We start from the raw sequence: 15871 nt of genomic DNA on the forward strand, positions 1-15871 counted from the left end.
ATGTATCAAAAATTATTGTTTAGTAGTTGTTTAGCCCTGTTTTCAAGTTTCGCATTTGCTCAATCACAAACACCCAAAAATCAAGCTGTTGAACGTATTGATATTCAACAATATGCCGGAAAATGGTATGAAATTGCTCATCTGCCTATGTTTTTTCAACGTAATTGCGTAGGGGATACGACTGCCGAGTATCAACTCAATTATGACAATACAGTTAATGTGGTTAATCGTTGTCGCAATAAACAAAATCAAATCGATCAGGCTGAGGGTATCGCTTACCCCCAAAATGAAGGCAAAAGTAAATTAAAGGTAAGTTTTCTACCAAAAGGTTTACGCTGGGTACCCTTCACTAAGGGGGATTATTGGATTTTACGAGTTGATCCAGATTACCAAGTGGCATTGGTAGGTGGGCCAAGCCAGAAATATCTTTGGATTTTGTCTAGAACACCAAAGCTGAATGAGCAGATTTATAATGATTATGTCGAAACAGCACGTCAGTATGGCTACGATGTAGAACATTTGGTCAAAACATCGCACAAGACACCATAACTTTCAATTAATTAAATCATTTTATTAAGCAGAGTTATGAGGTATAAGTGCTTCATAACTTGCTAAAAATATGAAATAAAATGAATGTAGAATTGAGTCTGATGCAGCATCTAGTGAAATGGCTTCACGTAAAATTCATATCAATATTATTAACATCATAAAAAGAATATTTATGATCCGAACTAGGATGCCAAAATGCTTAAATTTTTTCTGCAATGGATCGATAGTTGGTCATCGACTGCCAGTTTAAGTACAAACGTTGATTCTACAAATACAGTTAAAGACAGTAACATCCAATGGTTTAGAATTTTACCGTTCATTCTGCTGCACGTCGCTTGCTTGGCGGTGTTTTGGGTTGGTGTGTCTTGGTTTGCTGTTGTTTTTATGTTGTTCTTTTATCTGATTCGCATGTTTGCAATCACAGCTTTCTTTCATCGTTACTTATCCCATAAGACCTTTCAGACTTCTCGTATAGTTCAGTTTATCTTTATCCTAATCGGAACAATGAGTGCTCAGCGCGGTCCTTTGTGGTGGGCAGCTCACCATCGCTACCATCATCGTTATACGGATACAGCACAAGACCCCCATTCTTCGACACATGGATTTTGGTACAGCCATATTGGATGGTTTCTCAATGATCAGAATTTTGCGATCCGCAAAGAAGTCGTGAGAGATTGGCTTAAATATCCAGAACTTGTTTGGCTAGATCGTTTTAGTTTACCTGTTGTTTTGCTCACAGCCGCTTCCATTTATGGTCTGGGAGAATGGTTGGCTGCTGCATATCCGCATTTGGCAACATCTGGGTTACAGCTTTTGGTATGGGGATTTGTGATTTCTACAGTGTTGTTGATTCACGCGACTTTATGCATTAACTCGATGGCTCATTTATATGGCCGCCGTGATTTTGAAACTTCAGATAATAGTCGGAATAATTTTATTTTATCAATTATCACCTTAGGTGAGGGCTGGCATAACAATCATCATTTTTATGCAGGCAGCGTACGTCAAGGTTTTTACTGGTGGCAAATAGACATTACTTATTATTTATTAAAAATAATGAGTTGTTTAGGGTTGATTTGGGGGATGAAACCTGTTCCTCAGCGGGTATATGAGGCAAAAAAATCCTACTCTCAGCAAATAAATATCAATAAACAGAAAGTTGGACAAGGGGAGTCTTCATGAAAATCGCAATTATTGGATCGGGAATTTCTGGACTCTATGCCGCATGGAAACTTTCATCGCGCCATCAGGTCACTATATTTGAAAAGAATGATTATTTTGGTGGCCATACGGACACGCATCGTTTTTGCATCGAAAGGCAGTCACTGGCTGTAGATAGTGGTTTTATCGTATTCAATGAATACAACTATCCTTTATTTAGCGAGATGCTTGCTGAGTTAGGAGTAGAGTCGCAAAGTAGTGATATGAGTTTTTCGGTGAACAACCTTGTAACTGGCTTACAGTACAACCCGTCAAAAAAATGGTCATTATTTGCCAAGCCACAGAATTTTTTAAAAAAAGATTTTCTACACATGTTGGCAGATTTAATCCGTTTTTATGACAACAATAAAGACGTGGTTGTTGCAGATTGTGATTCGCAATTAACGCTTGATCAGTATTTAAATCGACACGCATATTCAGACGCTTTTAGACATGAACACTTGTATCCAATGTGTGGCGCATTATGGTCTAGTCCAGTCGATCAAGTTGGAAAAATTCCTTATAAATTTGTCGTAAGTTTTTTTCAGCATCATCGTATGTTACAGCTCAAGCAAAGACCACAATGGCAAACGGTGCAAGGTGGTTCAGCTTCCTATATAGAGGCGATCCGAAAATCGTGTGCAAATATCCAATGGCGAGCTATGGCAGTGAGTGCTGTGACACGTCACTCAGATCAAGTTAGTGTGAGAACCCTGCATGGTGTAGAACAGTATGATTGGGTGATTTTTGCTAGCCATGCAGATGATACTTTAGCGCTATTAACTGATGCGACGCAGTTGGAGCAAAATGTGTTAGGGCAGTTTGGTTATCAAGATAACCATATGGTGGTTCATCACGATCAGTCCATCATGCCGAAGCGTCGATCTCAGTGGGCGAGCTGGCATGTTCATGTAACGAAAAATCAAAATACAATTTCGTCGCAACATTTGCATTACGGTTTTAGTTATTGGATGAATAAGTTGCAAAACCTATCCTGTAAAACTCAAATTTTTGCAACACTGAATCCAAATTTGAACATTGCTGCGGATAAAATTTTAGTTGAACGACATTATCGACATCCCGTATTTAATGCCGAAGCGATTGACGCACAAAAACGTTGGCGCGAAATCAATGGACAATATCGTAGCTCCTTTTGCGGTGCGTATTGGGGATGGGGTTTTCATGAGGATGGAGCAAGCAGTGCTGCACGTGTTGTGGCTCAGATTGAACAGGTATCTTCAGTCGCCGAACAGCAAGGGGTTGAGCTATGCTAAACAGTTCATTTGCCATCGCTTCTGCTCAGATACGGCATCGGCGTTTTCAACCCAAGTCACATGAGTTCTCAACTGATCTCAAATATCTTTGGTTTGATCCAGAGCAACTCTCTGATTTACTCAGTCAATCAAAATTATGCTCTGAACGCCATTGGAGTTTGTTAAATCTATATCCTGAGGATTTTCTGACAGAACAATCAGGTTCAATCCGAGAAAAGATTAAGCGAATCATTCTACAGCAGACTGATAGCATATTACCTAGTCACACGAATATCCGAATACTGGCATTGCCAAGAAGTTTAGGATTTCGTTTTAACTCTGTTGTGTTCTATTTCATTTTCGATGCACAGCAGCAGCCTTTATTCATTTTAAGCGAGATTACCAATACCCCTTGGAATGAGCGTAAGGTGTACGTGCATGATTGTCGGTTACAGGCTCAACAGCGTGCAGATTTTCAAGGTTATCAATTTGACTTTGAAAAATCTTTCCATGTTTCACCTTTCATGCCGATGCAGCTTGATTATCGGTGGCGATTTCATTTTTCAATGCAGCAACACGTGATCTATATGCAGCTTTATCAACAAGAACAAAAGATATTTGATGCAAATATGCGCTTTACGCTATCTGACATCACGCAGCCTTCACAACTACGTCGATATGCTATTTATCATGTCTTTGAACCTTTCAAAATGTTAGCGCAAATTTATCTACAAGCGTTTCGTTTATGGAGGAAAAAAGTTCCATTTTATCGACACCCAAATAAAGAGAAGGACAGAAAAGAACATTATGAAAACTCTCATTTTCGGTGAACAAAATTCGCTCCCTTGGGTACTCAAAAGCTTATTTAAGCTTCGCCATGGTCAAATTACATTTCGTGGTTTATGGAATGGTACCGTGGGTGAGCAGGCTGATTTACATGTTGAGGTTGACGTTCACGACAAACAATTATTCGATCTCATTTTAAAGAACGGTGTACTCGGCGCTGCTGAAGGCTATATTCGTGGCTATTGGCATTGTGAAGATTTAGTTGGTTTGATACAGCTTCTGTCTCGAAATCGTCATTTGCTTGATAAAATCAATCAAAATGTGATCTCTCAAGCCAGCCAGTTTTTACTGAAAGCTTGGTATAAAACGCGTCATAACTCAATTTCTGGAAGCCGTAAAAATATTGCAGAGCATTATGATCTTAGTAATGATTTTTTTAAATTATTCTTAGATGAATCAATGATGTACTCGAGCGCAGTATTTCAAAATGAACAGATGAGCTTGGAGCAAGCATCTGATTATAAAAAGGAATTAATCTGCCAAAAGCTGAAATTACAACCCATGGACCATTTAGTTGAGATTGGTAGTGGCTGGGGTGGCTTTGCCATATATGCGGCACAAAACTACGGTTGTAAAGTCACAACGATTACGATTTCTGAAGCCCAGTATCAAGAAGCAAAGCAACGAATAGAAGCCGCAGGGCTATGTCATCGTGTGGATATCCAACTTAAAGATTATCGTTTACTTGAAGGAAAGTACGATAAGTTAGTTTCGATCGAGATGGTTGAAGCTGTTGGTGAGGCATATTTATCTACTTATTTTCAACAATGCCGTCAATTATTAAAGCCAAATGGTTTGGCTTTGATTCAAGCCATTACCATCGAAGATGCGCGATATTTAAAAGCCTTAACTACAGTGGACTATATTAAGCGATATATTTTCCCAGGTAGTTTTATTCCTTGCATCAGTGTGTTGACCCAGACGGCTTCCGAACAAAAACTGACACTGAAGCATCTTGAGGATATTGGACAAAGTTACGCTATAACGATTCATCATTGGCGTGAACGCTTTTTAGCAGCCCGTGAGCAAGTCTTAGCTTTAGGGTTTGATGATAATTTTATACGGATGTGGGATTTCTATCTTTGTTACTGCGAAGGTGGATTCAAAGAGGGCGTGATCAGTGATGTACATATGCTCTTTCAAGCAAACCCATATTAGGTCATTTTGTTGAATGCCTGAGGTAAATCCATGTTGACACTACTTCTGATCAATGTCTCGATCATGATTTGCTGCTGGTTATGGGCAAGTTTGAACTCCCGTGCTGGAATTGTTGATGCGGCGTGGAGTTTCTGTATCGCGCTCAACATTGGATTAACTGCGTTCATTCAAGATCAAGCACCGCTTTCGGTTCGATACTTTCTTGGAATCCTGAGTTCGATTTGGTTTTTGCGTCTAGCTGGACATTTATTGCGACGTTATCTCGATGAGCAAGTTGAAGATCGTCGTTATGCCAATATGCGTCGTGCGATGGGCAAATATCAGCATTTGGGCTTTTTTGCATTTTTTATGTTTCAAGCGGGTTTGGCGATTTTATTCTCATTACCCATGATGATTTTACTCAATATCCCTGCAGCTCAATGGAATGATTTGACCAGTTTGTCTTTATGGATTGCTGGGGCTGTGATGTTAATCGCATTTTGTGGTGAAGTGATTGCAGATCAACAACTGTATCGATTCAAGCAGAATCCTAACAATCATGCCAAAACAATGGATCAGGGTTTATGGCGTTACTCACGTCATCCTAATTATTTTTTTGAATGGTTACATTGGTTTGCTTATCCAATCATTGGTTTGGCGGCAGGACAATATTTGCTGTGGATTTACCCTGTATTGATGTGGTTATTTTTATATTACATCACGGGTATACCTTTTAGTGAACAACAAGCCCTGAGAAATAGAGGGCAGAATTATCTCGACTATCAACAACGGACTTCTATATTTATTCCGTGGAAACCCAAAAAGTAGGTGCGCACATGGACTTTATTATTCAACAATCTTTAAAATTGGTAGAAACGGGGATTGTCCCAGATCAAGCCATTCGCGCGGCAATTCGTGCGCTTAGTAAAAAACGCTTAATTCAGGAAGGGCGTTATGATCCTGAACAGTCAGCACAACGATATATGGATGTGTTGGCTATGCTGAAGCAAAGCGATATTGCAATTGCTACAGACATTGCCAATGAACAGCATTATGAATTGCCGACAGCTTTTTTCCAGGCTGTACTAGGCAAGCGTTTAAAATACAGCGCGTGTTATTTCCCGCATGAGAAAACCAGTTTAAATGATGCGGAAGAATTTGCATTGCAGCTATATTGTGAGCGTGCACAATTACATGATGGACAAGATATTCTAGAGTTAGGCTGTGGTTGGGGTTCACTCACCTTATGGATGGCAGAGCGTTATCCAAATGCCAAAATTACTGCTGTCTCAAACTCTGCAACACAACGTGAACATATTTTATCGCAAGCATCGACTAGAAAATTGAATAATATAGAAGTGCTTACTTGTGATGTGAATGTACTTGAATTGGATTCAGATCGTTTCGACCGAGTAGTTTCAGTGGAAATGTTTGAACATGTTCGGAACTATGAAAAATTGTTTGAAAAAATCCACAGATGGTTAAAAGCAGACGGTTTATTGTGGTGTCATATTTTCTGTCATCGTTTTATGCATTATCCTTTTGAGATAAAAAGTGAATATGATTGGATGTCAAAATACTTTTTTACTGGTGGTTTAATGCCAGCGACATCAACATTTTTACATTTCCAAAAACATTTAGAATTATCTCAGCAATGGCAATGGGCGGGTAGTCATTATGAAAAGACCGCAAATGCATGGCTAGAAAATATGGATCGACAACAGCAATATTTAAAACCAATCTTTGAACGTGTTTATGGACAAGATGCAGCCGCTTGGTGGCAACGTTGGCGTATATTCTTTATGGCTTGTGCTGAGCTATTCGGTTTTGAACAAGGACAGGAATGGGTGATTGGTCACTTTTTATTTAAAAATAATAAGCGATTGAAAACATCCTAATCCCTTAAATAATCGAGTTGATATGATAATAAAAACCACTGCAACCAAGAAATCGCACGCTTTAGGCGAGATATTCAGCCGCCATTATTGGTTGCAGATTGGTCTAATTGCACTATCAATTGTGATCGGGATTTCATGCAGTGCGTGGGTAATTAAAGGATCACTGCTTAAAACAGCTCTAGAGCAGGAAATGGAACATTATTGGATGCGTATAGAGCGTAATCCCAATGCAGATTTACCTGACACCAAAAATCTGTATGGTTATCGCTGGATGACTGATATTCCACCGCAACCATTTAGACAAATGTCGCTCCAATCTGGTGTGCATCGTATCTTCATTGATGGTAAAGAACGCATGACTGTTTATGGTGAACGTAATGGTCAACATGTGTTATTAGTCTTTGGCGAAAGTAATGTGAATAAACTAGTGTGGCTATTTGGTCTTGCGCCACTTATGTTTAGCTTATTTATTCTTTATAGTTTTTTATGGTGGTCGAATCGTCGCGCACGTCGCTATTTTTCACCGATTACTCGTTTGGCAAATGCACTTGAGCAAATAGATTGGGAGCATCAGAGTAAAGAGGCTTCACCATTTCAAGATATTTCAACAAATGGCAATATGGAGGCACAGTATTTAAAGCAAGCTTTGGAAAAATATCATGTGGTTTTGAGTGAGTTTATCCAGCGAGAGCGTGAGTTTACTGGAGATGTTAGTCATGAGCTGCGTACCCCACTTACGATTTTAAAAGGTAACGTGCAACTGTGTCAGGCACGATATGGACAAGATAAAGCGCTTACTCGTCTGCAAAATACCATTGAGGATATGCAGCTTTTAGTTGATACCCTATTAGCGATAGCAAGAAATACGACGAATACCTTGACGATAGAGCAAGCTAAACTCTCAGAAATCGTGCAAGATTTGGTATTTGATTTGGAGCCTGTTAGTCATTCCAAAGGAATGCAAATCCATGTAATCCAAGAACATGCTGAGCAGTTACGATGGTTATATCCTTCGATGACTAAAATGGTACTCAGTAATATATTGCGTAATGCACTTAACTATTCTGAAGGTTCAGATATTCATATCATTCAACAGAAGAATAGTATTTTGATTGCAGATAATGGCATTGGAATCAAATTGCCGGATGATTTAAAAGTACAACAACTCTCGGATCGACAATTGCAACTCAAAGCCAAAGGACACGGCATCGGATTGCAGCTTGTACAGAAGTTATGCAAACAATTGGGTTGGCGAGTAGAGTTATACGATCGTCAATTTTATCTCTTAACTCACCCACAACTGGACTTGGCTTTAACTACAGGGTTGATTGTCGTGGTGTATTTAAACTAATCAGAAGCAACAGCAACTTTAAGACCGACCCCAGATACCGTATGAATGAGTTTTTGCTCAAAGGGTTTATCAACCATTTTACGTAAGTTATAAATATGGCTTCTTAAGGCATCACTTTCAGGTTCTTCATCTCCCCAAAGTTCCATGACAATTTCTTGTTTGCTAATCACTTTAGGTGAGTTTCGCATCAGGATTTTTAATAATTTAAACTGAATAGGGGGTAAATCGATGATTTTACCAGCACGAGTAATTTGTTGAGTGGCACTATCAAGGACAAGATCATGTATTTGAAGTTTACTATTGGACACTTCACCCATTGCACGTTTGATTAAGGCTCGTATGCGTACGACTAATTCATTAAAATCAAAAGGTTTAACTAAATAATCATCTGTTCCAGAGGCAAAACCTTTGAGTTTATCATCCAAGGTATCACGTGCTGTTAGCATAAGTACCGGAATATCCAAACCACGTTCTGTTCTTAACCACTCGCATAGTTCATAGCCAGACCCATCAGGTAAGTTGATATCTAACAATAATAGGTGATAGGGCTGTTGTTTAAGGAATTGGCGAGCAGCATCTAGATTACGTGCGTGATCAATAACGAAACCGTGGTCTTCTAAAAATTCACAGACGGTTGAAGCCAGCTCGTAATGATCTTCAACCATCAAGATGAAATAACTTGTATTCGGCATTGTATTTGATTTATTCATTTAAAAGTTGTTGTTTTAATTTAGCACTAAATGGAGATTGCCCAAACCAAATTTTAAAATATTGGTTGGCTTGTGCATCCTGAATTGAGCCTAAAACTCTTTGGTTTAGACTTAGTGCAAGTGTTTTTGAGGAGGCGGTGTATTCAAGACGATAAAGATCACCTTTCCGTACAGGCCGATAAAGTTGGGTAATGCGATTGAGTGGAGAATCTGAACTATAACGATCAACATTCTTTTTGAGGAAGTGTTGAGCTGCTCGCTTAAAGGCCCATTCAGGAATGTCGTGAGTGTAGTTGAAATCTAGGCGAATACTTTGATCTTGCCAATTTTTACTACAATCTTCGGCGAGGTAACTCACAGTTCCCACATTTTTTTTGGTCACAATTAAAGGTGCTGAACCACATGATTGTAAAGAGGCATGACTTATTGTTGTTGTTACCAGTGTAAACACCCCAAATGACAATAGTGCCAAATGTCTTTTTAAGATCAGCATATCAACTCCTTAAGATTCTGTTAGGTAACTTTCTTAAACGGTGTTAACCAAGCGTAGACCCCACTGACGTATGGAAGTGAGCGATACAAACCATTGGCAGGATCCCAATAATCTTGTTGGAATACAATTTGATTTGCCGGATTTATTTTAATTTCACTGATTCCATAAGATGACATGGTTTTGTTACGACCTAAAAATTTGAAGTCGTATGTCATATGCCAGTGCACGTATGCAGAGTCTTGTTGATAAGTAGTATTTAATAACTTAACCGAGACATTACTAACGCGTTGATTCATTCCATTGAAGTGCTTTATTAAGTCTTGCTTAGATGAAAACTGAGCCAGTGTGTCATTTATAAATAATTGCTCAGCATAGAGTTGACCAGCTGTGTCAACAAACTGTGGGGTACCAAGCGTATTGAAAGCTGCAACAAATCGTTGACCTACTTCCAACGCTTGTTGATCATTCAAATTAATCCCTGCGATTTGCTGACGAGCTTGACTATAATCAGGAGTATAGCTAGGGATACTTTTGCAGGCAGACAAAGAAATGATGCTGAGTGCAGCAATCGAAAGCTTTATAACGGTAGACATCATCATTCTCCTATATTCATTGTATCCAGCTTATAGTTGGTTACGTGAAGATGTTGTGAATGATGAATACTATGGTTTTTAGGCTTCTGCTTTGGCCAATTCAGCTTCAATATAGCTAATAATCATCGTGCTTAGGCCTTTGATCATTTCATCGAAAGTGATTTGTGGATTTGGTAATATCAGATGACGAGCTACATTAAAGATACTGCTATTAATACTGATATAGGCTGTGACGCTCAAATTATTTACTTTTAAATATTTTGGATGGCGCATCATGTATTTCATCAGCACTTCCATGAGTGCCATTTCGATCTGACCAATATAACGCTCATATTTGAGCTCGGTTGCATATCGCAGACATATCAAATAACGATCATTGTCACGAGTAAGCAGATCACGAAATGTATAGAAAATCATTTCAAATAAAGGCTCTAACTCCATTTCAACAATAATAGGGGTGAGCTCTTTCACCATGTCGAGAACTTCTTTGACAAAAGTTTTGGCCATGGCATCGTAAATTTCTTCTTTATTTTTAAAATACTCATATAAAGAACCGACACTTACTCCTGCTATATCAGCAATATGACGTGTGGTTGTGCCACTTGTACCATTGGTTGCAACAGCGATAAATCCTGCCTCAATAATCGTATCTACAGTAACTTTTGAGCGAGATTGACGGGGTTTGCGAGTAACCATAATGCGTTATTATTAAAATCCGAACATATTGTCAGATTAGCATGCTGCGATCTGAAGTTAAAGACTGATTAAAATAATCCGAACAGATAGAATTACAGTTTTTAAAATTTATGTTTCATATCTGTAATATAAAATAGACTATTTGAATTTATTGAAATCTTATAAAAATTAAAATGATTTTAAGATGTTGTTATTAAACAGCTTATTCTTATTTGGTGTTTTGGATTTTTGATGTTTTTAAGCTTTATAAGTAAGTGATTTAAGATCAAAAACCAAACGATTTTACCCGAATTGAATCCGAACATAAGATCGGTTTACATTGGTTCTAGTAGGGAACTAGGTTCAATAAAATCTCCCGAATCTTTTTTCGTTACTTAATGATGAATGAGTATAACGAAATGAGATGAGCCTAATCCAAAGAATGCAAAAGGGCAAATGACGCTCAAGTGAAGTAGGTAGGTGTAGCCATGATTAGCAGCACGTTGAACAAAGGTTTGAGTTTATTTAAATCCAACCCAATAACTGAGCAAATCGATTTTGCGAGTAAAAAAAGCATACCCATTCGACACTTGGCAATCGGATTTGAAGGTAAACAGATTGATTTATCATTCTATATGAATAACCAGTTTGCAACGATTTTCTTTGCAACGCTTTCTGTTTTCTTAACTTATGGTGAAGACTTAGTGATTGAAACAGCACGTCACCATCGTGATTTGCTCAAAGATCCTATTTTAAAACAACGTGTAACATCTTTGATTGGTCAAGAAGCAATTCATTCGAAATTACACAATGAATTTAATGACGCAATTGTTGAACTAGATTATCCAGTACGTTTATACCGCTTCCTGGGTGAAAAGTTCTTTGATTATATTTTCTTGAAATTCCCACAACCATTAAAACTTTCTCTAATGGCTGGAATCGAACATTTCACGGCCGTGTTAGCAGAATACATGATGGCGCATGAGCAGAACTTCTATTTTTCTGATGATGCAAAGACACGTGCTCTGTGGATGTGGCACATGCTTGAAGAGTCTGAACATAAGGATGTTGCTTATGATGTTTATCAAACATTGAATGGTAATTATGCGTTACGTGTTACAGGATTTTTCCTTGCATATTTCACGATTCTTGGGTTGATTCCATTCTCAGCAACATTGGTTCCAGTCTTGCGTAAACCGCAAGAAATGTTAACTGCGAAATTTTGGAAAGATGCTCGACGTGGTGTGAAATTAATCTTTAGTCCAAAAGATGGCGTATTTGGTAGCACACAAGGTCGAATCTTTGATTATCTGCGTCGTGACTTTCACCCAAATGACCATGATGCCTCACATTATTTTGAATACTACGAGAAGAAATTGTTGTCAGAAGGCGGTGCCTTACATCCGTTCTTTGTGAAGGAATTTACACCGAAGATTCAAGCTGCTTAATTTAGAGTTTGAACTGAGTTGCAGTAAGTAGTGCAGGACGGATTTTATGAGTTTAGTTGGCAGAATAGCTCATTGTTATATGAGCAGTTTGGTTCTAGTCATATTTTATTCGTCCACTATGCTGTCAAGATCTTCAAGGTGTTTTTGATTTTTTACTCTTTATATGAGGGGATCAGTTATGGTCGCTCAAGTTATTCGAAATGTATTTTCAGACAAACTTAGTACTAAATATCAAGGCATTGTCCAAAATTTAGCGAACAAGGCTCCAATTCCTATTCGTCATTTTGATTTCAAATTTAATCCAGCTGAGTTGGATCAGAAGTTCTTCTTAAATAAAGAGTTGGCGACTTCTTATTTTCATGCTTTATCGATTTTCTTAACCTTTGGTGAGGATGTGGTCATTGAGACAGCTCGTCACCATCGTGAATTTATTAATGATCCGATTTTGAAACAAAGATTGACTTCATTAATTGGTCAAGAAGCAATTCACTCAAAAATTCATAATCAATTCAATGATGAAGTTCTCAAAGAGAATGGTTATCCAGTCGAATTACTTCGTGCGATTGCAGATAAAGTGTTTGAGTACGGAATTTATAAACTACCGCACTCTATGCAGCTATCTTTGATGGCAGGTATTGAGCATTACACCGCTGTACTCGCTGAATTTATGATGCAGCATGAAGAATATTTGCTTGGTTCGCAAGATGAAAGACAGCGTGCGATGTGGATGTGGCACATGCTCGAAGAATCAGAGCATAAAGATATTGCCTATGATGTGTTTCTAGAGTTATCAGGAGATTACTGGGTTCGTATCACTGGATTCTTACTTGCAAGTTTAACCATTTTAGGTGGTGTTTCTTTAGGTGGTTACTTGATGCCATTTATTCGTAAGCCAAGTAATTTGATCAATCCACGTTATATGAAAGATGTATTAGAAAGTACCGCATTGTTATTTGGTAGTGAACGAGGGGTATTTGGTAGTAGCTTTATGCATATCTTGGAATATTTACGTCCAAGCTTCCATCCAAACGACCATGACACTACAAAATACATGGAATATTACAAAGAGCGTTTATTAAATCCAGAAACAGGTTTGTTATCACCTTATTTCTTAAAAGAATTTGTACCACCTGTTCGTGCAGCATCTGCATAACTTGGTCAAGCTGAAACAATAATTTGGAATACAAATATGAAATTATTTGGAAAGAAAGCCAAACCAAGCCAAAAGGCATATGCAGTGGTAACTGGTGCGGGAAGTGGGATTGGTCGTAGTTTTGCACTTGAACTGGCAAAGCGTGGTGGGACTGTGGTTTGCTCTGATATTAACTTGGATGCAGCAAAAGAAACGGTTGCCTTAATCGAGCAATTGGGTTCAAAAGCTTTTGCAGTAAAGTGCGATGTTGGAAATGCTAAACAAGTTGAAAAGCTTGCTGACCAAGCAGAACAACTTATGCAACATCCAACAACACTTGTGATCAACAATGCAGGTGTTGGGTTGGGTGGTAAGTTTGATGAAACCTCGCTGGAAGATTGGAAATGGGTTTCAGATATTAACTTATGGGGCGTGATTCATGGTTGTCACTATTTCGTACCAAAGTTTAAACAACTTGGTCGTGGTGCAATTATCAATGTTGCTTCGGCAGCGTCTTATACTGCGGCACCTGAAATGACAGCGTATAACGTGACTAAAGCTGGGGTACGTGCTTTGTCTGAAACGCTTTCAGCTGAATTGAGAAAACATAACATCAAGGTCAATGTGTTATGTCCAACATTGGTGCCGACCAATATCATCAAAAACGGAAAAGTACCGCACAAGGGTATCTTGGACTATGCACTGACAAACTTGGCCTTCACGACCAGTGACAAAGTTGCCAAGCTGACATTAGATCGTTTGGATAAAGATCAGCTTTATACCATCCCACAGATTGACGCAAAACTATTCTGGTTAATGAAACGTACTGCTCCGAATTTATATGCAAAATTCTTGGGTACATCATACCGATTGATGAAATAAAACCTGTTTAGGAAAAAGATTTTAATTACTGAAATAAGCTTTCTTTAGGTTAATCAATGCTTATTTTAGTTAAATAAATGAAAGGATATTTTGAATGACAGCTCAAGCAAAAAAATTAAATTCTGCTGACAAAAAAGCGCTCCCACAGCATATTTACGATACATTTATCGTGGGGGCAGGGATTTCAGGTATTGCGACAGCAATTCGTCTTGATCAAGTTGGTTATAGCAACTACAAGATCATTGAAAAGGCAACACGCGTTGGTGGTACTTGGCGCGAAAACACTTATCCAGGTTGTGGTTGTGACGTACCGTCAGCTTTGTATTCATACTCATTTGCACCAAGTGCAAAGTGGAGTCACTTGTTTGCTCGTCAACCAGAAATTTTGAACTACTTAGAAGAAGTAAGTGAGAATTTTGGCGTAAGTTCAAAAATTGAATTTGGTACAGAGTTACTCAGTGCAAAATGGGATAATGAGCGTAATTTATGGGTGATGGATACTAATAAAGGGCAGTTTTTGTCACGCTCAGCGATCTTCGCAACAGGTCCAATTACAGAAGCTCAAATTCCAAAATTAGATGGTCTAGAGACCTTTACTGGCGAAATGTTCCATTCAGCAAGATGGAATCATGATTATGATTTGACTGGTAAACGTATTGCGGTCATTGGAACGGGTGCATCAGCAATTCAGTTTGTGCCACAAATTCAACCAAAAGCTAAAGAATTATATGTATTCCAGCGTACCGCGCCGTGGGTTGTTCCAAAACCTGATACGGATTTGGGTGATGTAAGTAAAAAATTAATCGAGAAATATCCATTAATTCAAAAAACTTGGCGCCAAGCGGTTGCTCAATCATTGAATGCAATTAACTTTGGTTTACGTAATCCTGCTGTGTTAAAACCAGTCGGTGAGTTAGCTAAGCTGATTTTACGCTTCCAAGTTGAAGATCCAGAATTGCGTAAAAATGTGACGCCAAACTTCACTATCGGATGTAAGCGTTTGTTGTTCGCTAACAATTATTATCCAGCTTTACAGCAACCAAATACTAAACTCATCCCTCATGGCTTAGTTAAAGTTGAAGGTAATACTGTTGTTGCTGCAAATGGTGAGCGTCATGAAGTTGATGTGATCATTTGGGGTACAGGTTTTGAAGTCTCTCATCCACCGATTGGCAAGCGTGTTGCGAATGAAAAAGGTGAGATTTTAAATGACCTTTGGAAAAGTAGCTCTCCAGAGGCATATTTAGGTACAAGCATTGAAAATGTACCAAATGCTTTCTTAGTTTTGGGGCCGAACGTTCTGGTTTATGACTCTTTTATTGGTCTAGCAGAAGCTCAACTTGATTATATCGTTGATGGTTTATTGAAAATTAGAGATCAAGGTATTGCCAAGTTGAATATCAAACCTGAAGTGATTAAAAAACATAATGAGTTAGTACAAAAGCATCTTAAAACAACTGTTTTCAATGCTGGTGGATGTAAGAGCTACTATTTAGATGCAAATGGTCGAAACTTTGCTGCTTGGCCTTGGTCATTGAAGAAGTTAAAACAACGTTTAAAACAGATGGATTTAAACGATTATCAACTGACGTATCAAACTGAAAAGACCAACTAATTTTTTAGTCGAGTGATATTAGGGCAGTAAATTTTATCTTAGGATGGAGTTTGCTGCTTATTTTTTGCAAGATACAAATAAATTAGGTA

Annotated in this window: 16 protein-coding genes; 12 read left to right on the forward strand and 4 right to left on the reverse strand. The window is 38.3% G+C overall.

Features of this window, described 5'->3' with window-relative positions; all coding sequences use genetic code 11:
• From AAC851_RS00005 to AAC851_RS00040, 8 genes are all read left to right on the forward strand, one after another.
• Positions 1-549: lipocalin family protein (locus tag AAC851_RS00005; protein WP_017396341.1), on the forward strand; the 549-nt coding region annotated here is incomplete at its 5' end.
• Positions 550-744: 195 nt separating this feature from the next.
• Entirely contained in the window at positions 745-1731 is a 987-nt protein-coding gene (locus AAC851_RS00010; RefSeq protein ID WP_340600295.1) for an acyl-CoA desaturase, read from the forward strand.
• Positions 1728-3023 carry an NAD(P)/FAD-dependent oxidoreductase gene (locus tag AAC851_RS00015; protein WP_340600296.1) on the forward strand — a complete coding sequence of 432 codons (1296 nt, stop codon included), beginning with the start codon at positions 1728-1730 and terminating at the stop codon, positions 3021-3023. Before AAC851_RS00010 ends, AAC851_RS00015 begins: the two co-directional genes overlap by 4 nt.
• Positions 3017-3832 carry a DUF1365 domain-containing protein gene (locus AAC851_RS00020; protein ID WP_075315445.1) on the forward strand — a complete coding sequence of 272 codons (816 nt, stop codon included), beginning with the start codon at positions 3017-3019 and terminating at the stop codon, positions 3830-3832. Before AAC851_RS00015 ends, AAC851_RS00020 begins: the two co-directional genes overlap by 7 nt.
• The gene (locus AAC851_RS00025; protein WP_008941342.1) at positions 3810-5006 is read left to right on the forward strand and encodes an SAM-dependent methyltransferase; all 1197 of its coding nucleotides are present in this window, start codon (positions 3810-3812) and stop codon (positions 5004-5006) included. Before AAC851_RS00020 ends, AAC851_RS00025 begins: the two co-directional genes overlap by 23 nt.
• Before the next feature lie 30 nt (positions 5007-5036).
• Positions 5037-5813 carry a DUF1295 domain-containing protein gene (locus tag AAC851_RS00030; RefSeq protein WP_008941341.1) on the forward strand — a complete coding sequence of 259 codons (777 nt, stop codon included), beginning with the start codon at positions 5037-5039 and terminating at the stop codon, positions 5811-5813.
• An 8-nt stretch (positions 5814-5821) separates the two neighbouring features.
• Complete coding sequence (locus AAC851_RS00035; RefSeq protein ID WP_017394996.1) at positions 5822-6883, forward strand: SAM-dependent methyltransferase; 1062 nt, start codon at positions 5822-5824, stop codon at positions 6881-6883.
• Positions 6884-6905: 22 nt separating this feature from the next.
• Positions 6906-8234 (forward strand): sensor histidine kinase, encoded by a 1329-nt coding sequence (locus tag AAC851_RS00040; RefSeq protein ID WP_004639515.1) that lies wholly within the window; start codon positions 6906-6908, stop codon positions 8232-8234.
• Here AAC851_RS00040 and AAC851_RS00045 read toward each other — a convergent pair.
• The 4 genes from AAC851_RS00045 to AAC851_RS00060 form a co-directional block, all read right to left on the reverse strand.
• Complete coding sequence (locus AAC851_RS00045) at positions 8231-8926, reverse strand: response regulator transcription factor (protein WP_017395079.1); 696 nt, start codon at positions 8924-8926, stop codon at positions 8231-8233. The genes AAC851_RS00040 and AAC851_RS00045 overlap by 4 nt on opposite strands.
• A 10-nt stretch (positions 8927-8936) precedes the next feature.
• A complete protein-coding gene (locus tag AAC851_RS00050) occupies positions 8937-9437 on the reverse strand; it encodes a chalcone isomerase family protein (RefSeq protein ID WP_005082619.1) in 501 nt (166 codons plus the stop codon).
• Positions 9438-9457: 20 nt separating this feature from the next.
• Complete coding sequence (locus AAC851_RS00055) at positions 9458-10030, reverse strand: nuclear transport factor 2 family protein (RefSeq protein ID WP_017395080.1); 573 nt, start codon at positions 10028-10030, stop codon at positions 9458-9460.
• Positions 10031-10108: 78 nt separating this feature from the next.
• Entirely contained in the window at positions 10109-10726 is a 618-nt protein-coding gene (locus tag AAC851_RS00060) for a TetR/AcrR family transcriptional regulator (protein WP_004639509.1), read from the reverse strand.
• A 467-nt stretch (positions 10727-11193) separates the two neighbouring features.
• On the opposite strand from AAC851_RS00060, the gene AAC851_RS00065 reads away from it, so the two are divergent.
• From AAC851_RS00065 to AAC851_RS00080, 4 genes are all read left to right on the forward strand, one after another.
• Complete coding sequence (locus AAC851_RS00065) at positions 11194-12153, forward strand: metal-dependent hydrolase (protein WP_005090013.1); 960 nt, start codon at positions 11194-11196, stop codon at positions 12151-12153.
• 178 nt (positions 12154-12331) lie between these two features.
• On the forward strand, positions 12332-13306 hold the full coding sequence (locus tag AAC851_RS00070) for a metal-dependent hydrolase (RefSeq protein ID WP_017395081.1): 975 nt from the start codon (positions 12332-12334) through the stop codon (positions 13304-13306).
• A 36-nt stretch (positions 13307-13342) separates the two neighbouring features.
• Positions 13343-14167, forward strand: coding sequence for an SDR family NAD(P)-dependent oxidoreductase (locus AAC851_RS00075; RefSeq protein ID WP_005090017.1), 825 nt, complete (start codon positions 13343-13345; stop codon positions 14165-14167).
• A 94-nt stretch (positions 14168-14261) separates the two neighbouring features.
• Positions 14262-15782, forward strand: a complete 1521-nt coding sequence (locus tag AAC851_RS00080) for a flavin-containing monooxygenase (protein WP_340600297.1) — start codon at positions 14262-14264, stop codon at positions 15780-15782.
• Positions 15783-15871: the final 89 nt, after the last annotated feature.

The sequence above is a fragment of the Acinetobacter sp. HZNU-JH01 genome (assembly GCF_037996845.1).
Classification (GTDB): domain Bacteria; phylum Pseudomonadota; class Gammaproteobacteria; order Pseudomonadales; family Moraxellaceae; genus Acinetobacter; species Acinetobacter haemolyticus.